Here is a 21459-nt window from a genome sequence, read left to right as displayed (position 1 = left end):
CTACCACAACCGCAGACGCTGGCAGCAGACCAAGGCACCCCCATCCGACGAACCGGTCACCGACAGCTGAGCACCCGCTCTACACGGCCAGGCTGTAGTTATCGGTGCATTGTGCTTGACAGATCTCGATGTCGAAGCGGCGCAGGAACGCCTGCCGCATCCTGTCGACCTCGCTCGCAGTGGCGTCCAGGCGCGACCACCACAGCCACACCGGCTCGGGAATCGCTCCGCTGGGCAGGCGATCCGCTTCCGCGCGGATCACGGCGCCCTCGATCATCGGCCGCCTCGGCCCAGGCCGCGCGGCGGGTCAGCCTCGGATGCAGCCGATCCGACGCCTGGGGTGCGGGCCTGCCCATACAGGCTGGTGCCGGTCGTCGTGATCACCTGCGGAACACCCCAGCTGCAAAGATCGCCGAAGACGAACTCGCCGCCATGGCGCGGTGGTCGGCCGCGGCCCGGCAAGGCGCACGGGAGCGGGCCGGCGCAGGACCCGATCCGAGCGCATCCGGGCCAGAATCCGATACAGCAGATCACGCAACAGCCACGCCAGCCCAGCCCCGTCATAACCAGCGCCGGCCACGATGAGGATCTCCGGGTCACCGGCCTGCCACTGCGGCGCGGCCATGAGCCGTTCGCCACGTCGCGCGGTTGCGTGGCGGTCATGGTGGCTAATAGCCCGTCCCGGAACGTTGACCGGGTAATTGATCTCGACCGGTGAACCCGTAAAGCTGGCTGCCCCTGCAAACCGGGAGGTAGTTGTGGCTCGTCCACCGGATGTGTTCGTCCGGCCCTTGACGATGGAGGAAGGCCGGAAGATCCAGCGCATCACCCGGACCGCCAAGGACCCGGTCAAGCTGCGCCGGGCGATCGTGGTGATGATGTCCGGGCAAGGCCAGAGCGTCCCGGACATCACCTCGTTGATGCAGGTCAGCGACGACTACGTGCGCGATGTCATCCACGCCTTCAACGAGCGGGGGTTCGACGCGCTGGACCCAAAATGGAGCAGGGGCCGGCCCGCGGCGATCAGTGAGCAGGTGCGTGAGCACATCTGCCTGATCGCCCGGACGGTCCCTGCCGAGTGGGGCATCACCGGCCACTCCACCTGGAGTCTGCGCACTCTGGCCGAACACCTCATCGCCCGCGGCGTGGTGGCCGCCATCAGCCGCGAGCACCTGCGGCGCATCCTGCGCAAGAACGGGGTGAGCTGGCAGACCACCACGACCTGGAAGGCGTCCAACGACCCGCACTTCATCGCCAAGATGCAGCGGGTACTGGAGTTATACGATCACCCGCCCGCCGACGGGCGGGTCATCTGCGCCGATGAGTTCGGCCCGCTGAACCTGATGCCCCGCAAGGGCAAGAGGTGGCGGCCGGCCCGCAGCCCGGCCCGGCTGCCGGCCACCTACCACCGTTACTCCGGCGTCATGCACATGATCGCCGCGCTGGATCTGGCCACCGGCAAGCTGTACTACCGCATCCGCCGGCGCAAGCGGTGGCGCGAGTTTCTGTCCTTCCTGAAGACCCTGCGCTCGCGGTGGCCCGGCGAGAGGCTGTACGTGATCATGGACAACTACTCGCTGCACAAGCACCCCCAGGTCCGCGCCTGGGCCGCCGACAACGACGTCGAGCTGGTGTTCCTGCCCACCTACGGCTCGTGGCTGAACTGGATCGAGTCCGAATTCGCGGCGCTGCGCTACTACGCCCTCAACGGCACCGACCACCGCACCCACGAGGAGCAGAACACGGCGATAGGCGGCCACGTCCGCTGGCGCAACGCCCGCGCCCAGCCGAAGACCAGCTTCGCCGCCAGCTCACCCATCCGAAGCTGGACCAGTTATCCAGCCAAGGTTGCGTGACGGGCCACTAGTTCATCACCAGGCGCTGCCCGGAGCCGCCAGGTTCAAGATCAAGCTAGCGCGGTGCCGTGGCGGAATTCCTGGCCAGCGTGACCGAGCCCCACGCACGAGGGCTGGTGTAGGACGCCTGCTCCTCGCGCGCAGCAAGTAGGGATCCGTGACGGCGCGGTGCTGCCTGCTGGCCCGCTCAGCGTAAGGATGAACCCGCTAACGAATTCAGCGGGGTGGGTAAGGGATTCGTGGCGAGCACAAGGGACTCGTCACGCTGCGGGCGAGGCTCTTCGCGATTCCGCAGCGGGGATGTCGCTGGGCGTCCTTGCGGGTGGCCCCGTTCGTGAACGGACCTATGGCGCCCAGATTATGGCGGGAATTCGGCTTGCTTTGGCCGAATCACTCCTGGATCTGAAGCTTCACACATGCGAGGATCATATCCGCCCCCATAGTGCAAGGCATCTTGGCCCTCGTCGACGCCATCGGAGGTCATCAAAGAAGCGTGTGTCGACCGGCTCAAGGGTAGCGCCGCCCTCAATCTTCGAAATTCGCGGGATTACGTCCTGTTCAGCAAGTTGCCGGAGGCCAGAGTGAGGGTGCGCAGTCGAGGTGCTCCGTCTCGGGGCACTCGGTCCACCGATGCTCATTCGACGGAGCAACCGTTGGTGACCGCTCCTGGCTCTGCGCTTACGCTCGTCACCGATCGGCAAAACCTCTCAGTGCCAGCTTTTGCCCGACACGGGGTCCTCACCGTCGCAGCGGGTCTGCTGGTGATACTAACCGCGCTCAGTGGTCGGTACGGCTTCCACCGCGACGAACTGTACTTCATTGTCGCGGGCCGCAATCTTGACTGGAGTTACCCGGACCAGCCGCCCCTTCTTCCGCTGATCATGCGTGGAATCACGTCTGTGTTTGGCGAGTCAATCGTCGCGGTGCGGTTCCCAGCCGCGTTGATGACGGCGGCGGGGGTAGTGGTCGCCGCGCTGACCGCCCGTGAGTTAAGCGGGTCACGCCGTGCCCAGATCATGACGGCCACCGCCTATGCTGTATGCCCATTCGTGCTGAGCACCGGGCACACCTTGTACACCGCGACAGCCGACCTGCTGCTGTCCACCACGCTGGTCTGGGTGGCCATGCGCTGGGCTCGCACCCGCGACGACCGGCTGCTGCTGTACGCTGGCGCGCTCGCAGCTGTCGCCTTCCAGGTGAAGTACCTCTCTGTCGCCCTGCTGGCAGCGCTCGTGGTGAGCATGCTTGCCGCCGGGCCGCGCGACGTGCTGCGCCGTCCGCTGTTCTGGGCGGGCGCGGCAATCGCATTGCTCACCTCAGCGCCCGCCCTTCTTTGGCAGAACCGGTACGGCTGGCCGCAACTGGACATGGCCCAAGCCATCGCAGGCAACGGCTCTTTCGCCGGCCGGCCAGGCTTCATGCCCTTCCAAATCGTGCTCACCGGAGTCGTTCTGTCGGTGGTGTGGATCTACGGCGCGTGGCGGCTGTTCCGCGCCGAATGGCTGCGCCCGTTCCGATTCCTGGGCTGGACTTACTTGCTGCTGTGCGCGGTTTTCCTGCTCACCGGCGGTAAACCGTACTATCTAGCCGGGCTGTGGGCCGGGCTATGGGCGGTGGGCTTCACCGAGCTGTCCCATCGCCACCTACCCACCCGGTGGGCATGGGTGACCTCCTGGCCCACGTTCGTGATTACCGGTGTGACATCGGTCCTCATGACTTTGCCGGTCTATCCGGTGTCGTGGGTGGCGCGTACGCCGCAGCCCTACATCAACCCAGATGCGGGCGAGACCGTGGGCTGGCCGGAACTGGTCGCTGCGGTGGCCAGGGTCAGGAACTCGCTGCCCACCAACGAGCGAGTGGTCGTCATGGCCGCCAACTACGGCCAGGCTGGCGCCATCGATCTGTATGGCACGGCACATGGCCTGCCCCGCCCGTACAGCGGCCACAACGGCTACTGGCACTTCGGCCCGCCACCAGATGGCGAGGCCACGACGATCTTCGTCGGCTTGGACGGTCCTCAGAGCCGGGCCTACCTGCGACGGTTCTGGACCGACGTGCGAATCGCCGAGCGTATCGACAACGGCGTCGGACTGAACAACAAGGAGCAAGGCACGCCAGTATGGATATGCAAAGGGCAGCGCGAGCTCTGGTCTGTCCAGTGGCCACGAATCGCACATCTGTCGTGACGAGCGCGCCTGTCCAACTTTCTGACCTGGTAGTGCTTTGTTAGTTCGGTCTTGGGTGAGACGGCCGTCGCATGACTCCGGCAGGGCTGGCCGATGTCCCGAGGCCGCCTTGGGGACTTCGCGGGTGAGGTGTTTACCCGCTTCGCGTGTCGGGAGCAGCGGCCCGATGGCGGGTTGTATCTGCGGGGCTGATGCTGGACGGGCGGCGTAAGTCGATGCTGCCGATGGCTGAGCGGCTGGGGTGGATTACCAGCGGTTGCAGCAGTTCATCACCTCCCCTACCTGGGAGCATGTGGCGGTGCGGGGTGTCTGGCGCAGCATGCGGTCAGCGTGATGGCGCCGCGGGCGCGGGTGCTGGATGAACCGGGAACCTGAAGGAAGGCGATGCCTCTCCCGAAGCGGCCCGGTAGTACACCGGGACCGAGGGAAAGGTGACCAACTGTCAGATCGCGGTCAGCGTGCACGCGGTCACCGTTGCCTGCTCGGCCGCGTTGAACGGGCGGCCGTTCCTGCCGCAACACTGGAACGACGCGCTGGTCGACGACGCGGCCGAGATCTCGGTGATCGCCGAGCGGCGGCGGCGTTGCGGCATCCCTGACGATTGGCTGCACCGTGCCAAGTGGCAGCAGGCGCTGGACATGCTGGATGAGCTGGTCGCCTGGGTGCCGGTGCCCGCTGGTGGTGGCCGATTGCGGCTACGGTGATGTGACCGCGCTTCGGGCGGGCCTGACCTTGCGCGGCCTGCCGTACGCGGCCGCCATCACGCGCGGCAACAGCGCGTATGCCACCGATGTCGTCCCTGAGAGGGAGTTTTTGATCCGAGACAACCGCCCGCTTCTACCACGGCAGGCACCGGCACATCACCCTGGCGCAGTTAGCCGCCGCATTCCTCGCCGTCCAACAGGCCACCACCGCCGTGTCCGAGAGATCTCCCTGCGACTGCGACTGCGACGGCACCGCCACCCACACAGGAGGTTCTCGCCCCGTCCACCATCAGCACCGCCACGCTCGCCAGCCGTGTTGAGCCGGTGGGGTACTCCACCAACGAAATCCGCCGCCCTTTCCGCAGTCACGCCCTCGCCCGGCTCGAGCGCACGGCTGCAGCACTTCCGCAGGCTCTTCTGCTGGGACCGGAAACGATCACCGGGTGAGGAAACGGGCTTCAGGGTGCGCGGGCGAGGGGTCGGCCTCCCCAGCGGAGGCCCTTCTCACCGCAGGTGCGGGCGCGTTCGCGGCGTTGGGCGGCCAGCACGTGACGGTGGCGGGCGTGGGCGTTGCGCCAGCGAAGGTACGCGTGCAGCGCCCGGGTCTGGACGGTGTGGTCAGGGCGGTGCGAGATCGTCGGAGGGGCGGTCCGACCTGCGGGCGGCCCGCTGGTTCTCCCACGCCTGATCCCGATACCACTGCGCGGCAATCGCCAGCACCACGATCAGGGTCGGGATCGCGCCGAAGCCCCATGCGATCGCCGCGCCGTTGCGCTGGACCTCCAGCAGCGTCCCACCCCACGGGCGGCTCAGCTGCTCGTACCAGTCGGAGGCGATCACGGTGTCCATCGTCGTCAACGCGATGCCGAGCAGCCCGTGGAACAGCATCGTGACGAAGAGTGTCAGCAATCGCCACGCGTACGACACTCGATACGGCACAGGATCGTTCCCAATGATCACCCAGAAGAACAGACAGCCGCTGAGTAGGAAGTGCAGGGACATCGCGATGTGCCCGAGGCGCTCGAGCATCGCCGACTCGAACAATGGTGTGAAGTACAGCGCGTACGTTGAGGCGATCAACAGGACCATTGCGGTGGCTGGATGGGCAATGACCTTGACGGCCTGACTGCGCAGGATCGTAGTGAGCCACTCCCGCGGCCCCCTGTCACCGCGCTTGGTGGCCGGTGGGATCACGCGCAGCGCAAGAGTTACGGGCCCACCGAGCACCAGGAAGATCGGCACGATCATGGACAGCGTGAAGTGCTCGATCAAGTGCGCGTCGAACATAACTCTGGCGTAGCGCGCCAGCCCGCTCTGCGTGGCGATGACCAGCACCGCCACCCCGATGAACCAGGAGGCAGTGCGCCCCCACGGCCACGTGTCACCCCGCCGCAGGAGCTGATATACCCCGGCGCCGTAGAGCCCACCCAGAACGGCCGCCACCACGGCGAGGAGCAGGTCGAACCACCACAGCGTGACCAGGTTTCCGAGCGAGATCGGCGGCGGCACGAAGAAGCCGAGCAGATCAAAGGCACGGTCGGTCGGCACGACGACCGGCGGTGGCTCTGTGCGGGTGAGCGCGACGGCCAGCCCCATGGTGGCGGCCATCAGCAGCATCTCGCCACCTGCCAGCCGAGTGAATGCGCCCGGCCTGCCACCTTCGAGGCTAACCAGCGTGCGTTGCCGGTGCCACCAGCCCACATAGCCCAGCAGCACGAACGCGGCAATCTTCGCCACGATCAGCACCCCATAGTCAGACGTCCACAAGTCAGACGCTGCGCCGAGCCGGGCCACCACGCCGAACAGACCTGACGCCCCTACTCCGATGAAGCACCACAGTGCCATCTTGGAGAATCTGGTCGCGGCGATTTCCAGCTGCGGCTGCCCGCGTATGGCCTGCGCCGAGACCACCGCCAGCCCGCCCACCCACAAAGCTAGGCAGAGCACGTGGATCGACAGCGCCGATGTGGCCAGAGCGTGGTTGGGCGAGGAAGAGGCATGACCGGTGAGTGCTGGCGGTAACAGCGCAGCCAGCGCGAACACAAGCAACCCGCCGGCTGCTCCGGAAGTGATGGCGCTCCGTGAGAACAACGCGATCGCGAGCGCGAACAACAGCACTAGCGTGGGCGCGACACCCTGGCTCGTCTGTCTGGCGTAGTCGGCCACGATCGCCGGATTGAGGAGCTGGCCAACCGGCTTGGCCGAGTTCTCGGATGTCCCAAACACCAGCAACAACAATGCCCCGCCGGCCCAGACGAGCGCCGTCCATGACGCGGTCTGGACGTAGACGATTGCGCTCTTGCCGAGCATGCCCTTGTCACTGGGGAGCAAGGTGGAGGCCGCCAGCAGCAGGCCTACCGTGAGCACGCCACCGGCGTCCAGAGCCAGCTTGGCCAGCGGCAGTCCCCACCGGGTGAGTACACCTGGGTCAGGCAGCCCGGGGATGACCCGTGGGAAGGCCGTGCCACCGGCCAACATGCCGATTGATAGGGCGATGAGTGCCACGACCGCCGCAGCGAACGCGAGGCTCCTGGCTCTGGTCATGGCTTCTTTTTGCGCGCGCTGAGCATGAATCCGAGGCCGATAACGGCGAGCGCGCTCATGGTCAGGAGCAGCCAGACCGGCAACGATGTCGATTCCTGCGCCGATGCCTGTGCCGTCGGAGCCAGAGCGGCGGTGGTCGTCGTGGTCGGATCTGCGGTCGGGAACGGCTTGCCTGCCCTCGTCACACGGAAAGGTATCTCCCCTTCGATCGGGTGACCGTCGGACGAGACGACGCGATAGGCGATGGTGTACTGCCCGTCGGGCAGAGCGGTCTTGAGCTTCTGCCTCACGATCGGGCCGTCTATCGCGGGCTCGCCCTGCTGATGCTGGACATCACCGGCCCCTCGGATGAGAACGTACGGCATGCGGACCTTGGCAGTGAACTCGAGCTCGACCTCGTCGACCGACTTGACCGTGGCGTCCTTGGCAGGGTTGCTGCGTTTGAGGGAGTCGTGCGCTACAGCGGTCGCGGCGGTACCGAGCACCAATAGGGCAGTGAGGATCGCGGTAAGGGCCGCGAGCCGGGATTTCTTCAAGGCACCTCCAGGTTTATCGATGCGGCCGCCCGGCCGCGGCCGAGCCGCTGGGCCCTGCGACGGCGTCGGGCATTTGAAACTCTGAGCTGGTGGCCCGCGTCGCTGCTTCGGCGTCACCCAGGGCGCTGGTGGCCTTGGCGACCAGGCGGGACTCCGCCTCCTGCGAATCGCCTTCGCCAGCAGGAGGACCAGCACGTTTACGGTTGCGCAGCGCCTCTTCCGCGTCGCCCATCATGATCTCCGCAGGGGGCGAGCTCAGCCTGGCACCACTGCCACGTGATGGTGCTCCATGAGGACTGCATGGACTTCTGGTGAGTGGGCAACTGCATGCTCCTCGCGCGTCATGAGGCTCGCTCAGAGGTGGCGCGAAGCGAAGGCCGGGCTGCTTGTGTGGTCCACGCTGAACACCTTGCCAGGTGCCGTTTGTCTTGCCGGCGCGTTGGCGAAGTGGAGCGCGCTTAACTCGCCATGGCCGGCACTTCCGGCGATGAGAAAGGTTTCGGCACGGCGACGATCGATCGCGGCACGCCATCACCACGGGTACTACTGCCATAAGTGGTCGCTATTCCCTAGCGCTGTCTCTGGCGGGTCGGTGCGCCGCTAGGCTGATGGGGCAGCCGGATGGTGTCCCCTACATTTCCTGCCATCGGCAGATCTTCTTAGAGACCAGGCTTGCCCCTATGCGCTCGTAGAACCGCTGCGCCCCTACGTTGCTCTCGGCGACCTCCCAGCGGATCAGCCGGCCGTCGGCGGCCTTGGCTACTGCTCTCATCAGCTGCTCGCCAACCCCCCGCCCGCGCTCCTCGCCACACACGTAAAGATCATCCAGGGCGAAATAATCCGTGCCGGACCAGAAATTGACTCTCTCGAACCAGGACACGTAACCGATCGCCTGTCCGCCTTTTTCGGCGACCAAATAGGTGATCTCCGGGCGGGTGAGAAACTCCTTGAGGCGGTCCACGCTAATGGCGATCGCGGATCCATGATGCAGGGAGTCCGCGAGTTCACGCATCATGCCATGAATGGCGGATGCGTCATCGGCCGTCGCACGACGGATCAATACCACAGGAAATCCTATCGTTTTGTGGTGGCTCTGTACTTTTGAATGCGTTATCGTGACAGCTGGCTTCGATTGCGCGCGGCTGTCAGCGTTGTGGTGATCAGCCGGCGGACAACCGAACCCGCGCCGACTGGTGGGTTGCCCGGCGGGAGGAAGGTGGCGAAGCCTGAGCGGCGCCAGGTTCGCTGCACCGCCGGTGGTGATCGCGGCGATGGCGGCGGCCACGTTAAGCCCGCTGGCAAAGGCCTCACGCGTGGGGGCGCGCAGTTCGCGGCCCACATGGGCGGGCAGGCTCCGTGGTGCGGAAACAGCGCCGTCGAGGCTGTCGCGGGTGGCCGTGACAGCCTGCGGCAGCAGGCCGCTGGTGGGCAACTCGCTGCTGATCTGAGAGCGGTGTACAGCGGTGCCGGTGCTGCCGATGATGGCAAGGCACGGTGGGATGCCAAGGTCGCTGCAGCTGGTGGCCAGTCCCGGAGGTGGATCCAGCCTTGTGCGGTGCCACGGAGCCGACGACCAGGTCGGCGGTGCGGGCCATGGCCGGCGCGACGGCGGGATAGGGCACGATGAAGCCCGCGGCCAGCGGCGGCAACCCGCCGACGGCGATGATCTGGGTAAGCGTCAGATAGTCGATCACCTGGGCAGCGAGCCCTGCGGCGGTGAGATATCCGGGGCGGATACGTCGGGTCAGGAGGCAGGCCGTCGCGACGAGCACGTGCAGAGCCGCTCCCGGCAGCATCCACAGCCCCACTTGCACGGGTGAGAGCCCCTCCACCCGTTGAAGGCGCTGGGTGACCAGCAGGTACACCGCCGTCGAGGGCCAGCGCCGCCAGAAGACCGAGCCACTCCTTTGGCCCGTCGCGCTGGTCGTGCGCGATATCGGCAGAAGACACAGAGCATCCTTCATGGTTCTTACGAGCCGGACAGTCGCTTTGCTCGGCGGACCCTACCCCAGGTAGGTATATGTGGGATCGTACCTTACCCCCGGACCGTATAGCGGGATCCTTTACCGGGTGTTCGACGACCTCTGCCGCACTCGAATGCTCCCGTCACGAGGGAGGGTGGCAGGGCGCCGAGATGTTGTTCGCTCCGTCGACGGAACGGAGGGGACCTGCGGCGGCCTTCGACATACGCGGACTCGTCCCTGCCGGTGCGTGCTGCTCTGATCGAGTCCGCGACACGGGGACGATCCGCGCTGGCCGCGGTGCGGCACGGCCGGCAAGATGACATAGCGGCCGCTGCTGGAGGCGGCTGCTCATCGTGGCGGGCAAACCCCCTGAGTGCGGCTCAGCAGAAACGAGGCACAGGTCGGCCGGGTTCCGGTGCTGCCCTCGACACCCGCCGCCGCCTGTCCGGCGCCACTGAGTGATCTCAGCGAGATGGTTCGTGCGACAGGAATTTCTTGGACGCCGCCCGCCGCATTCCCGGCCTTTGGGGGAGTCACCGAAGGCCGGAAACAGACCATCGCGCCCGCGGTAGAAGAGCTTTCACTACAAGAACGCTCAGCGCCGAATGGCTCCACGGGATTGCTCATCATGCCACGCTCGGCGCCTCCCGCGCCCTGGTTCAGAACGTCGCGCGACTCTTGCACGACGGACGCCGACCGCATGGCACCCCGAAAGGCAGCCGAGCCGTGCGGGACGGTGCGCAACGCTGGCCTGCTCGGTCCAACGTCGCGGGAAGCGAAGCCCTTATCCGGGGCAACCTCACAAGGGTGCTGCCGGCCACCCCAACGGTGCCACGACAGTTGCCAGGGAAGATCGCCAGCTTCTGGGGCGGCCACCAACTACCCGGCCTTGGCCGGGGGCGCACCATCGGCCCATGGCATGGTGTCCGTGACGATGCCGTGGTCGGCCTGCCGGGTCTGCCCGGCGATTGACGGCTGGCGAAGCCCGGATGCCCCGTCAGGGCATCCGGGCTCACCGGATGATCTCTTCGTCAAGGCACTGCCCGGATGTCGGCCAGGAGATCAAGCGACGTTGTTGCTCTGCTGTCCGGCGGATCGCAGGATCTCCACCGCGTCGTCGAGCGGAGGGTGGATCACATCCAGGATAATGTTCTTCAGCTGTTTGCCCTCTGCTCCATGCAGTTGCACTTGCCGGTCCCAGCCGGTGGTGAAGACCGCGCCGGCCGCGCCCAGATCCAGGAAGGTCACGTACGGGTCGGGGGTGAAGTCCACCAGGGGTACACCGAGCAGGTCGGCGACGGCGTTGTGCCCGGCCGCCTTGCCCATCGGGACGGCGAACTGGCAGCTCTGCAACACGTGATGGTCAGGATCGGCGTGGCCGGCCGCGACGTCGCCGGCGGCGAACACGTCTTCGAGGACGCGCAGGTGGCGGTCGACCACCAGTCGGCCCAGCGCGTCGCGTTCGACCGGGATCTGCGCGGTCAGCCCGTTGGCCCGCATACCTCCAGTCCACACCACGACATCGGCGGCGACATGGGCGCCGTCGGCGAGCACCGCGCCGGCCTGGTCCACCTCGGTCACGCTGGTACCAAGCCGTACCTCGACGCCCAGCTCTGCCAGGGCGGACTCGATCTGCGGTCGCGGTCCGGGGCCCAGGTCCGGGCCGACCGCACCGGCCCGTTCGATCAGTACCACCCGGCCGCGCGCCGCCAGTTCGGTTGCCAGCTCGAGACCGGTGAAGCCGGAGCCGACGATCACGGCGGTGAAACGGTCCAGGTCCCGCAGTCGGCCCGCAAGGCGGGCCACACCGTTCACCGTGTCTATATCGAACAGGTATTCCGCGCCGGGGATCGTCGGGCGGACAAGATTGCTGCCGGTAGCCAGCACCAGCCGGTCGTACTCGATCGTCTGGCCGGCCGCGACCACGTGGCGCGCGGCGGTGTCAATCTCGGTTACGGCGGCGCGTACGTGCGAGACGCCGATCGGCTTGAGGAAGCGCTTCAGCGGCACCAGGGACCAGTCAGGGTCCAGCCGGTGCAACCGGGGACGCAGCACCAGGTCCTCGTTCGGTGCAACCAGGGTGATGTCCACATCGGACTCTCCGCGGACCCGGGCGGCGGCAGCGGCGCTCCACAGTCCAGCAAAGCCGCCGCCGACGATTACCACGCGTGACATGACGCTCCTTATGCTTGTTGAGTCTTAGGGGAACCGCGCGCCGCTGCTGGGAGTCCGAAGGACAGGGCCGCCGGCCGTTGTGACGCGCATGATGATTGATGGAATGCGACGCCGATCACGAGGATACGCACTGACCGCGGTCATACCGGTCTGTGGGGTTACTCGGGTCCCGGTTCGGCCCGGGGCACCGGATGGGCGGCGACGACTTCGGGCACGGTACATCCGTGGCGGGCATAGCTCGGGACAACCCCGTGGAGGTGGCGCCGGTGAACCGTGTCTGGGCAGATAATCCATCGATAGGGAGGGTCACCGAAGTGCCCTCCTGTTAATCTTCCCTGATGCGGTATGGGGCAGTTCGTCGACGAAGCGAAAGGACTTGGGAAGCTTATATCGCGCCAGCCGGCCGGTGAGAAAGGTGAGCAGATCCGCGTCGTTCGCTCGCGCGCCGGTCCGTACCCGGATGAAGGCGCGGCCTACCTCGCCCCACTTGTCGTCCGGCACCCCGACCACGGCGCACTCGGCCACAGCTGGATGCTCCAGCAGTTGCGCCTCCACCTCGGCCGGATAGACGTTCTCGCCGCCGGAGATGTACATGTCCGTAAGCCGGTCGACGATGCAGACATAGCCGTCCTCGTCCATCCGGCCCACATCGCCGGTCCGTAGCCAGCCGTCCGGAGACAGCACCGCGGCCGTGGCCTCGGACCGTCCCCAGTAGCCCGGCATCACGGTCGGCCCATGGACGAGGATCTCGCCCGGCTCGCCGACCTCGGCGGCGCTTCCGTCAGCGCGCATCATGCGGACGTCGCTGAAGAAGTGCGGCACGCCCACAGAACCGGCCTTCACCGTACTCATCTCGGCGCGCAGGATCAGGGCACCGGGTGCCGCCTCAGTCAAGCCAAAGCCCTGCAGGAAGCTCAGCCCGCGCTCCTGGTAGGTGCGGATCAGCGGGATCGGCACTGGCGCTCCGCCCGCCAGAAGCGACCGCACCGAGGATAGGTCAGCCGTGTTCCAGCGGGGGGATAGCGCCAAGTCGGCGAACATGGTGGGGACGCCGAACATCCACGTCACCCGGTGCCGTTCGATCAAGTCGAAGCAGTCCTCAATGTTCCACGTGGCCATCAGGACCGCAGTGCCGCCCTTGAGAACGGTGGGCAGCAAGGTCATGTCCAGCGCGGCGACGTGGAAGAGCGGCGCGCTCACCAGTGTGACCTCGTTGCCGGTCAGGTCCAGTTCGACCAGCGTGTTCACGCAGTTCCAGATCACGTTCCCGTGCGTCAGCATCACGCCCTTGGGGTGTCCGCTGGTGCCGGAGGTGTAGAGGATGAACGCGAGGTCATCATGGCCCACGGGCTCGTCGATCGGATCAGCAGCGGCGGCCCGGATTTGTTCCTCGTAGTCGTTCGCCCCGCTGGCGGTGCCGTCGACGGCCAGCCGAGTCGGGACGGTCGTCAGGCTCGCCACGACGCTGGCGCTTTCCGCACTGTAGACCAACACGGAGGCGCCGCAGTCGCCGAGCTGGAGATCTAGCTCAGGTGCGGCCAGTCGGGTGTTGAGCGGCACGAAGACGGCGCCCAGGAGGTGGGCCGCGAACATGGTTTCCACGAACGAGGGACGATTGGGGCCGAGATAGCCGATGCGGTCACCGCGGGCCAGCCCGAGTTCACGCAGCGCGTGGGCCAGGCGCGTGACCCGGGCAGAGAGTTCGGCGTAAGTCAGGTCGCCATGTGCTGAGCGCAGAGCGGGCCGCTGCGGGCTGCTGCGGGCCCGCCGGGCGGGCCATGATCCGAGTCCCTGGTTGTGCATTAGGGTTCCCTTCGGTTGGCCGTTTCGTCGTCGGTGAAGGCCAAGCGTCTGAGCATGTCGAGCAGCAGTTCGCGCTCCTGCGGGGACAGGTCGGAGAGGAATTGCTCCCGGGCCGCGCGGACGTCCTGTTTGGCCTGCTCGCGCAGTACCTTTCCCGCAGGTGTCGGCGCCACCAGGCGCGCCCGTCGGTCGTTGGGATGCGGCAGCCGCTCTACCAGACCCTGGGCCTCCAACGTGTCGATCAGCGCCACCACTGGGCTGGGGTCGAGTCCGAGGAAGGCGGCGATCTGCCGCTGGGAGGCCCCGTCCAGGTCGCACACGTACGACAGCACGGAGAAATGCCGGGCCCGCAGGTCGTGCCGCGCGAGATAGGCATTGGTCACCCGCACGATGAGCCCGCTGGTCCGCGCCAGCAGGAAGCCGGTGTCCTGGGCCAACTGCACCTTTTCGATCTCCGACACTGGTGGGCCGCTCCCCATCGCAATTCTCACATCGATGAAAATGTCAATGATTGATATTATCATGTATATTGCCGTAGCGTCCAGCCTCACGAGCGACCTGTGCGCGCGAGACACATCCGTCCAAAGAGAAGGAGAAGCAATGGATCTTAAAGGGAAGGTGGCGGTCATCACTGGCGCGGGCGGCGGGCTCGGGCTGGCCTACTCCCGCGACCTGGCCACAGCCGGCGCCCGGCTGGTAGTCAACGACATCGATGCCTCGGCGGCCGATGCTGCGGTGTCGGCGATCCGCGCGGACGGTGGCACCGCGGTGGCCGAGGTAGCCCCGGTGGGTGACTCAGCGGCGGCCCAGGCGCTGGTGGACCGAGCCGTCGGCGAGTTCGGACGGCTCGATGTGATGGTCACCAACGCCGGAGTGCTCCGCGACGCCGTGCTGTGGAAGATGACCGACGAGGACTTCGACACGGTGATGCACGTCCACCTCCGCGGTACTTTCACCTGTGTCCGCGCCGCCGCGGTGAGGATGCGCGAGCAGGGCGAGGGCGGCCGGATCATCTGCGTCGGCTCGCCGACCGGCCAGCGGGGGACCTTCGGCCAGACCAATTACGCCGCCGCCAAGGCGGGCATCGTGGGCATGGCCCGCACCTGGGCGATGGAGCTGGCCAAGGCCCGGATCACGGTGAACGCCGTCATTCCGGTCGCCGCGACCGCGATGACCAAGACCGTGCCCTTCTTCAGACCCTACACCGAGGCGCTGGAGCAGGGCACGCCGCTGCCGCCGTTCGTCCGCCGTACGCTGGGGTTCGGCTCGCCGCGGGACGCGGCCGGCCTGGTGACCTTCCTCGCCTCGGACGCAGCGGCGGACATCACCGGACAGGCCATCGGCATCGGTGGCGACCGGGTCGGTGTCTGGTCACACCCGCAGCAGATCGCGGTCGCGTACGCCGACGGCGGCTGGAGCGCCGACGATCTGGCCGACACCTGGGCCACTGCGCTGAACCCCCACCTGCAAACCATAGGCGAACAGCTTCCCCAGCCCCAGGAGTGATCCGATGATCCCGCAGATCCGTACCGGCCCCTTGGCCGCCCTAGACGTTCACGTCCATATCGAGGTGGACGAGGCCGGCCACACCTCCCTGGGCGGCGAGCTCCTCGAGGCTTCGGCCGCGTACTTCAGGTCCGCGCACCGCGCTCCCACCGTGGATGAGATCGCACAGACTTACCGCGATCGATCCATGGCCGCGGTGGTGTTCACGGTGGACCACCAGGCCGCAACCGGCCACTCTCCGATCGGCAACGAGTTCGTCGCCGAAGCTGCGGCACGCCATCCCGAAATACTGATTCCGTTCGCCAGTCTGGACCCGGCACGCGGCCGTGCCGCGGTGGCTGAGGCAGGCCGCCTGGTCCGCGAGTACGGCGTGCGCGGATTCAAGTTCCACCCCAGTCTGCAGAACTTCAACCCGAACGACCGGGCGGTCTATCCCCTGTATGAGGCCATTACCGAGCTCGGCGTTCCGGCTGTGTTCCACACTGGCCAGACCGGCATCGGCGCCGGGCTGCGCGGCGGCGGTGGGATCCGTCTAAGCCCGTCCAATCCCATGCTCCTCGACGAGGTCGCGGCCGACTTCCCCGACCTGACCATCGTCATGGCACACCCGTCCTTCCCCTGGCAGGACGAGGCGCTCGCGGTAGCCACGCACAAAGACAACGTCTGGATTGATCTGTCCGGCTGGGCGCCCAAGTACTTCCCGCCCAACCTGATCCGCTACGCCAACTCGCTGCTGCAGCACAAGATGCTGTTCGGCTCGGACTTCCCGCTCATCACGCCGGACCGCTGGATCGCCGACTTCGCCGAGCTCGACATCAAACCCGAAGTCCGCCCCCAGATCCTCAAGCTCAACGCAGGCCGGCTGCTCGGCCTGCCCGCATGATCGGTCGATCCAGGAAAGCCCAGACGCCCGCCCTCGCCGAACTCACCGACATGGTTGGCGAGGACCTCCAGTTCGGCAGCCGGAGGCGGAGGAGTTCACCACGAAGACCAGCCATGACGTGAACCGGGCACGCTTCCTCACCCGGTCAGGCCCAGCACCGCTTTCGGCTCAAGGACGCCTGCCCGTGGTCGACAAAAATCCCGGCGGCGTCCAGATCGTCGCGGCGGCGACGACGAGCGCGGACGGGGGAGTCGCCCGCACTGCCTCGCCCAGCCGCACCTCCGCTGCCTTGCCGTGCCTCACCCCACGCCCGAGGCAGGTGATCAGGCGCAGTTCATGCCGCCGTCGTGGGGGCGGTCGCGCCGGACCACGTGCCGCGTTGACACGATTCAAGGAGCTCCCGCCATGGGGCACTACCTGAGCAACGTCCGCGACATCGAGTTCAACCTCTTCGAAATGCTCGGCACCGATCGGGTCGTCGGACCGAACAGTCCTTTCCCGGAGATGGACCGCGCCACGATACGCAGCGTGCTGGCGGAGGTGAACCGGCTGGCCGTCGGGCCAGTCGCCGACTCTTTCGCCGACGCCGACCGTCACCCGCCGGTCTTCGACCCCGTCACCTGCTCGGTCACACTGCCGGCCTCCCTGCGCAAGAGCCACGCCGCGCTGCGCGCCGCGGAGTGGTGGCGGCTGGAGGCGCCGACGGACCTCGGCGGCCTGGCCGCGCCCCGCACACTGGTGTGGGCAGTGGCAGAGCTGATCCTGGGCGCCAACCCGCCGGTCTACCTGTACGGCACCGGCGTGCCCTTCGCCAGCGTGATCTACCGGCACGGCACCGAGCCGCAACGCCGGATCGCCCGGCACATCATCGAACGCGGCTGGGGCGCCACCATGGTGCTCACCGAACCGGACGCGGGCTCCGACGTCGGGGCTGGCAGGGCGAAGGCGGTTCCGCAACCGGACGGTACCCTGGCACATCGAGGGAATCAAACGCTTCATCACCTCCGGCGAGCACGACATGAGTGACAACATCGTCCATCTGGTGCTGGCCCGGCCCCAAGGCGGTGCCCCGGGCACCAAAGGCCTGGCGCTATTCCTCGTGCCGAAGTTCCAGTTCGACCTCGAAACCGGCGAACTCGGCCCACGCAACGGTGTCCGCGCCACCAGCCTCGAACGCAAACTGGGCATCAAGGCGTCCACCACCTGCGAACTGCGGTTCGGCGAGCATGAGCCCGCCGTCGGCCACCTGCTCGGCGGCACCGTCGACGGCATCGCGCAGATGTTCGACGTGATCGAGCACACCCGGATGCTGGTGGGTGTCAAGGCCATGGCAACGCTGTCCACTGGCTACCTGAACGCGCTGGAGTTCGCCCGAACGCGCGTCCAGTCGGCCGACCTGACCCGCCGGGCAGACAAAACCGCCCCACCGGTCACCATTATCCACCATCCGGATGTACGGCGCAGTTTGCTGCTGAACAAGGCCTACGTTGAGGGGCTGCGTGCGCTGGTCCTCTACACAGCCGCCCGGCAGGACGAGATCCTGATCGGTGAACACGGCGGCGCCGACGTTACCTCGGCGCACGCGATCAACGACCTGCTGCTGCCGATAGTCAAGGGGGCTGGGTCCGAACGTGCCTGCGAGCAGCTTGCGCAGGCGCTGCAAACCCTTGGCGGTTCTGGCTACCTGCAGGACTACCCTCTGGAGCAGTACCTCCGCGACGCCAAGGTCGACACCCTGTACGAGGGCACCACCGCGATCCAGGGGCAGGACCTGTTTTTCCGAAAGATTGTCCGCAACGACCGCGCCGCCCTCAACGCCCTGTCCGCGGAGATCGGCGGCTTCCTGGACTCCATCAGTGCCGACGACCGGCTGGCGGGCGAACGCGCCGCAGTCCGGACCGCTCTCGCGGACCTCAACAGCATGGTGGACGCATTGGTGGGGCAGCTGCACGCTGCCGAGCGCGACTCCCGCGAGGTTTATCGAGTCGGTCAGAACACCACGCGGCTGCTGTTGTCCGCAGGCGATCTGATGATCGGGTACCTCCTGCTGCGGCAGGCCGTGACCGCCCTGGCCCGGTTGGGGAGCGACGGTCTCACAGCCGCCGACCGCGCCTTCTACGCGGGCAAGCCGGCCGTGGCCCGGTTCTTCGCCACCACCGTGCTGCCTGAACTCGCCGCCCGACGTGCGGTCGTCCAGTGCACGGACAACGCTCTGATGGACGTGCCGGAGGAGTCCTTCTGACCGGCCGGAGCAGCAGCGACACCCATGAGTCCACGCCTGACGGCGCGGGCTCATGGGTGGCTGCCAGGCCCGTCGATCCGACCGGGTTTCGAGAGGTCAGCGGTGGATGGCGACGCCCTTGCGACCGACGCTCGCCAGCCCCACCGCCATCAGTAGCGCAGCCCCGTTGAACACCTGGCTCACCCACGAGGGCGCGCCCACCAGGGTCAGCCCGCTCACGCTGACCGCCACGAACAGCACCCCGATGACCGTGCCCAGCACCGAAGGGCGGCCAAGATCGACGACGATGGTGCTGAGAAAGACCGCAGTGAGCGCGGGGAACAACATGCTCATGCCGCTGTCCGACGTCGCCGCGCCCTGGCGCGCCAGCAGCAGCACTCCGGCCATCGAGGCCACCAACCCTGACAGCGCAAAGGACACCAGCTGAATGCGCATCACATTGACGCCCACCAGGCGCGCCGCGGTTGCGTTGGACCCGACCGCGAACAGGTAGCGGCCCAGCGGCGTCTGCCCCATGAGGAACCACACCACAACGGCCACCATCGCCGAGGCCAACACGATCCTGGGCACCCCGAACCAGGTGAGCGACCCCAGGTCAGTCAGCCCAGCAGAGATGTCCTTGGTGATCTGCCTGCCGTCGGTGTAGGCGAAGATCGCCCCGCCCAGCAGCGTCGCCATCCCCAGCGTGGCGATGAACGGATTCATACTGAACCGCGCCACCAACAGCCCCAAAAGCGTGCCGACCAGAACTCCGGCCGCCAGCGCCAGCGCGATGGCCGCCCACACCGGCAAGCCGAACCGCGACATCGAGGTCGCGGCGACCACGCACGCCGTCGCGCTCACCGCACCGACGGAAAAGTCCAGGAACCCGGCGGCCATGGGGAACAGCAGCGCCAGTGCGACCACCAGGCCCACTGCCTGGTTGGCCAGCAGGGCCTGAACATTAGCCACACTGCGAAACGCTTCTCCCGACGTGGGCAGGATGGCAAAGGCCACGGTCATAATGACCAGCATGAAGAGCAGGCCGTAGCGTTCGATTACCACGGCGGCGCTACGGTGCGCCCGCCCGCCGCCAGCCCAGGAGATCGTATCGGCGTCTACTGCACGGTTATCGTTGACCATATCTGACAAGGTCCCTTCATGCGGTCTGGGCTGCGGCCGCGATCGCTGCCTCGGTCAACCGATCCCCAGCAAGCTCGGCGACGCAGGCACCGCCGCGCAGGATGACGACTCGGTCGCACAGCCCTTCCAACTCTTCGAAGTCCGATGACACCACCAGCGCCGCGTTGCCGCGGGTGACGTGCTCGCGAACCAGTGCGTAGATCTCCGCGCGCGCTACCGCGTCGACCCCCTGCGTGGGCTCGTCGAGCAGCAGTAGGCGCGGATCGAGCCGGAACCAACGCGCCAGCACCGCCTTCTGCTGGTTTCCGCCGGACAGCGACTCAAAGGCGACGTCAGGGCCGGCCGCCCGTACCGCAAAGGACGTCATCAGCTCTGTCGCGTCCCGGCGTTCGGCGTGATGCGCCATGCGCCATCCAGCCCAGTACCTGCCGATGACGGTGACGGAGATGTTCTGCCACAACGGGTGACTGCCGAACGCCGAGTCCCGGGCACGATCCTCCGGCACCAGGGCGATTCCGTGCCGGATCGCATCGGCGACCGACCGGTGCCGGACAGGCTTACCGCCGATCTCGATCTGGCCCCCGTGGGTCGGCAGGCGGCCGAACAGGGCTTGCAACAGGCTGGAGCGGCCTGACCCGAGCAGCCCGGCCACACCGACGATCTCCCCCTGCTGGACCTCCAGGTCGACGCCACGCAGTGGCCCTCCGGTGAGCCTGGTGACGCGCAACACCGGCGGGCGGGCGTTGGCCTGGGCCGGCGGCCCGCCGGTCGGCTTGAAGGCAGCACCGGTGGGCCGACGTGCTGCCTCGCCCGCCATCAGCGCCACCATCCGGGACGCGTCCAGCTCGGCGGGCGGGGCATCTGCCACGATCACCCCGTCGCGCAGCACACTGATCCGGTCCGCGATGAGGCGTACTTCGGGCAGCCGATGACTCACGTAGATGATCGTCTGGCCCTGAGCCCGGCAGCGCCGCAGGGCATCCAGCAATAGCGAGACCTCATGGTGCGGCAGGCTCGCGGTGGGCTCGTCCAGCACCAAAGTCACATACTCGCCCTGGTCAATGTCCCGCAGCGCCCGGGCGATAGCCACCAGGGTCTGGTCGCTCGGCCGCAGGTCGCGCACCAGACGTTGCGGGTCTACCTCCACCTGAGCCCGCGCCAGTTGCTCTGCGGTGCGGCGGTGCAGCCGCCGCCATGAGATCGCCGGGCCAGCCCACCGCGGATAGCCCTCGTCCAGCGCGAAGTTCTCGCTGACCGTCAGATCGGGGACCAGCCCGAGATCCTGGTGCACGAAGCGAAGCCCCGACGAGCGCGCTATCGCCGCGGTGTACGACTCGGTGGTGTGCCGTCGGCCGTGGATGGCGATCGCTCCTCCGGGGTCGGCGCCGTACACGCCGGCCAGGATCTTCAAAGTGGTGGACTTCCCCGAGCCGTTGCCACCCAGCAGAGCGTGCACTGTACCCTGCGCCACCTGGAGCCGTACGTCGTTGAGCACTCGAATGCCATCGAAGGACTTGCTGACTCCGGTCAGCTCCACCGCCGCGGTTGCGCGGGCGGGGGAGTCGCTGGACATCATCGGCACCTTCCTTCTGCGCTAGAGGCCCCAGGCCTTTTGATAGAGCCCCGCGTAGTCGATGGGGCCGGTGAACTCCGCGTCCGGAGCCGGGAGGCTGTGGTCCTTGTCCACAAGTTGGATGCCTGCGCCCGCGGGCACCGGCTGCTGCCCATGGAAGGCGCGATTCAGCGCGTCCACTGTCGCGTAGCCGCGGTAGCCGCTGGAGGTGCCGTAGCAAATCTGCTGACCCTTGCCGCTGCGGATGTAAGTCACATTGTCCGGCTGACACTCGCTGCCGACCACCAGCAGGCCGGGCTTGTTCGCCGCCACCAGCGCCTGTTGCACGCCGGCCACGAAGAAGTGGTCGATGTCCACCGTGACGA

15 protein-coding genes and 3 pseudogenes are annotated in these 21459 nt (G+C 67.1%); 6 read left to right on the top strand and 12 right to left on the bottom strand.

What is annotated here, in order from left to right; genetic code table 11:
* Nucleotides 1-79 precede the first annotated feature (79 nt).
* Entirely contained in the window at nt 80-277 is a 198-nt protein-coding gene (locus ACTWPW_RS56560; RefSeq protein WP_443173905.1) for a hypothetical protein, read from the bottom strand.
* Between the two features lie 30 nt (nt 278-307).
* Nucleotides 308-826, bottom strand: coding sequence for a transposase (locus ACTWPW_RS56555; protein ID WP_443173904.1), 519 nt, complete (start codon nt 824-826; stop codon nt 308-310).
* Between ACTWPW_RS56555 and ACTWPW_RS56550 the strand changes: the two genes are divergently transcribed.
* The 3 genes and pseudogenes from ACTWPW_RS56550 to ACTWPW_RS56540 all read left to right on the top strand — a co-directional run.
* A complete protein-coding gene (locus ACTWPW_RS56550) occupies nt 798-1856 on the top strand; it encodes an IS630 family transposase (RefSeq protein WP_443173906.1) in 1059 nt (352 codons plus the stop codon). The two genes, ACTWPW_RS56555 and ACTWPW_RS56550, sit on opposite strands and share 29 nt — an antisense overlap.
* 656 nt (nt 1857-2512) lie before the next feature.
* The gene (locus tag ACTWPW_RS56545) at nt 2513-4042 is read left to right on the top strand and encodes an ArnT family glycosyltransferase (protein ID WP_443173903.1); all 1530 of its coding nucleotides are present in this window, start codon (nt 2513-2515) and stop codon (nt 4040-4042) included.
* A gap of 431 nt (nt 4043-4473) precedes the next feature.
* Nucleotides 4474-4927, top strand: a pseudogene (locus ACTWPW_RS56540) (transposase); the annotation flags it as partial.
* A 277-nt stretch (nt 4928-5204) separates the two neighbouring features.
* Here the strand turns inward: ACTWPW_RS56540 and ACTWPW_RS56535 are convergent.
* From ACTWPW_RS56535 to ACTWPW_RS56505, 7 genes and pseudogenes are all read right to left on the bottom strand, one after another.
* Nucleotides 5205-5378: pseudogene (locus tag ACTWPW_RS56535) on the bottom strand (IS630 family transposase); the annotation flags it as partial.
* A complete protein-coding gene (locus tag ACTWPW_RS56530; protein ID WP_443173902.1) occupies nt 5365-7290 on the bottom strand; it encodes a cytochrome c oxidase assembly protein in 1926 nt (641 codons plus the stop codon). The gene ACTWPW_RS56530 and the pseudogene ACTWPW_RS56535, both read right to left, overlap by 14 nt.
* Nucleotides 7287-7826: a copper resistance CopC family protein gene (locus tag ACTWPW_RS56525; RefSeq protein WP_443173901.1), complete on the bottom strand. Its 540-nt coding sequence runs from the start codon at nt 7824-7826 to the stop codon at nt 7287-7289. The genes ACTWPW_RS56530 and ACTWPW_RS56525 overlap by 4 nt, the downstream gene beginning before the upstream one ends.
* A 631-nt stretch (nt 7827-8457) precedes the next feature.
* Nucleotides 8458-9258, bottom strand: coding sequence for a GNAT family N-acetyltransferase (locus ACTWPW_RS56520; RefSeq protein WP_443173900.1), 801 nt, complete (start codon nt 9256-9258; stop codon nt 8458-8460).
* Between the two features lie 1594 nt (nt 9259-10852).
* Nucleotides 10853-11965, bottom strand: a complete 1113-nt coding sequence (locus tag ACTWPW_RS56515; protein WP_443173899.1) for an NAD(P)/FAD-dependent oxidoreductase — start codon at nt 11963-11965, stop codon at nt 10853-10855.
* 306 nt (nt 11966-12271) lie between these two features.
* Entirely contained in the window at nt 12272-13768 is a 1497-nt protein-coding gene (gene menE / locus ACTWPW_RS56510) for an o-succinylbenzoate--CoA ligase (RefSeq protein ID WP_443173898.1), read from the bottom strand.
* Nucleotides 13768-14229, bottom strand: a complete 462-nt coding sequence (locus tag ACTWPW_RS56505; protein ID WP_443173897.1) for a MarR family winged helix-turn-helix transcriptional regulator — start codon at nt 14227-14229, stop codon at nt 13768-13770. Before ACTWPW_RS56505 ends, menE begins: the two co-directional genes overlap by 1 nt.
* A gap of 139 nt (nt 14230-14368) precedes the next feature.
* On the opposite strand from ACTWPW_RS56505, the gene ACTWPW_RS56500 reads away from it, so the two are divergent.
* From ACTWPW_RS56500 to ACTWPW_RS56490, 3 genes and pseudogenes are all read left to right on the top strand, one after another.
* Entirely contained in the window at nt 14369-15274 is a 906-nt protein-coding gene (locus tag ACTWPW_RS56500; RefSeq protein WP_443173896.1) for an SDR family oxidoreductase, read from the top strand.
* Nucleotides 15275-15278: 4 nt separating this feature from the next.
* A complete protein-coding gene (locus tag ACTWPW_RS56495) occupies nt 15279-16157 on the top strand; it encodes an amidohydrolase family protein (RefSeq protein WP_443173895.1) in 879 nt (292 codons plus the stop codon).
* 405 nt (nt 16158-16562) lie between these two features.
* A pseudogene (locus tag ACTWPW_RS56490) lies at nt 16563-18399 on the top strand (acyl-CoA dehydrogenase).
* A 96-nt stretch (nt 18400-18495) separates the two neighbouring features.
* Here ACTWPW_RS56490 and ACTWPW_RS56485 read toward each other — a convergent pair.
* The 3 genes from ACTWPW_RS56485 to ACTWPW_RS56475 all read right to left on the bottom strand — a co-directional run.
* Nucleotides 18496-19521, bottom strand: coding sequence for an ABC transporter permease (locus ACTWPW_RS56485; RefSeq protein WP_443173894.1), 1026 nt, complete (start codon nt 19519-19521; stop codon nt 18496-18498).
* A 16-nt stretch (nt 19522-19537) separates the two neighbouring features.
* Nucleotides 19538-21097, bottom strand: coding sequence for a sugar ABC transporter ATP-binding protein (locus ACTWPW_RS56480; RefSeq protein ID WP_443173893.1), 1560 nt, complete (start codon nt 21095-21097; stop codon nt 19538-19540).
* A gap of 18 nt (nt 21098-21115) precedes the next feature.
* Nucleotides 21116-21459: hypothetical protein (locus tag ACTWPW_RS56475; RefSeq protein WP_443173892.1), on the bottom strand; the 344-nt coding region annotated here is incomplete at its 5' end.

Origin of the sequence: Nonomuraea sp. KM90 (assembly GCF_052246675.1) — a bacterium.
Classification (GTDB): domain Bacteria; phylum Actinomycetota; class Actinomycetes; order Streptosporangiales; family Streptosporangiaceae; genus Nonomuraea.
Note: the sequence above shows the minus strand (reverse complement) of the source record. Positions and strands in the feature narration are given on the sequence as shown.

What these genes read in the sequence shown, in the direction of transcription:
- ACTWPW_RS56500 (WP_443173896.1), top strand. Translation starts at nt 14,369, where the DNA reads ATGGATCTTAAAGGGAAGGTGGCGGTCATCACTGGCGCGGGCGGCGGG.
- ACTWPW_RS56560 (WP_443173905.1), bottom strand. Translation starts at nt 277, where the DNA reads ATGATCGAGGGCGCCGTGATCCGCGCGGAAGCGGATCGCCTGCCCAGC.
- ACTWPW_RS56480 (WP_443173893.1), bottom strand. Translation starts at nt 21,097, where the DNA reads ATGATGTCCAGCGACTCCCCCGCCCGCGCAACCGCGGCGGTGGAGCTG.
- ACTWPW_RS56550 (WP_443173906.1), top strand. Translation starts at nt 798, where the DNA reads ATGGAGGAAGGCCGGAAGATCCAGCGCATCACCCGGACCGCCAAGGAC.
- ACTWPW_RS56530 (WP_443173902.1), bottom strand. Translation starts at nt 7,290, where the DNA reads ATGACCAGAGCCAGGAGCCTCGCGTTCGCTGCGGCGGTCGTGGCACTC.
- ACTWPW_RS56495 (WP_443173895.1), top strand. Translation starts at nt 15,279, where the DNA reads ATGATCCCGCAGATCCGTACCGGCCCCTTGGCCGCCCTAGACGTTCAC.
- menE (WP_443173898.1), bottom strand. Translation starts at nt 13,768, where the DNA reads ATGCACAACCAGGGACTCGGATCATGGCCCGCCCGGCGGGCCCGCAGC.
- ACTWPW_RS56555 (WP_443173904.1), bottom strand. Translation starts at nt 826, where the DNA reads ATGCGCTGGATCTTCCGGCCTTCCTCCATCGTCAAGGGCCGGACGAAC.
- ACTWPW_RS56515 (WP_443173899.1), bottom strand. Translation starts at nt 11,965, where the DNA reads ATGTCACGCGTGGTAATCGTCGGCGGCGGCTTTGCTGGACTGTGGAGC.
- ACTWPW_RS56485 (WP_443173894.1), bottom strand. Translation starts at nt 19,521, where the DNA reads ATGGTCAACGATAACCGTGCAGTAGACGCCGATACGATCTCCTGGGCT.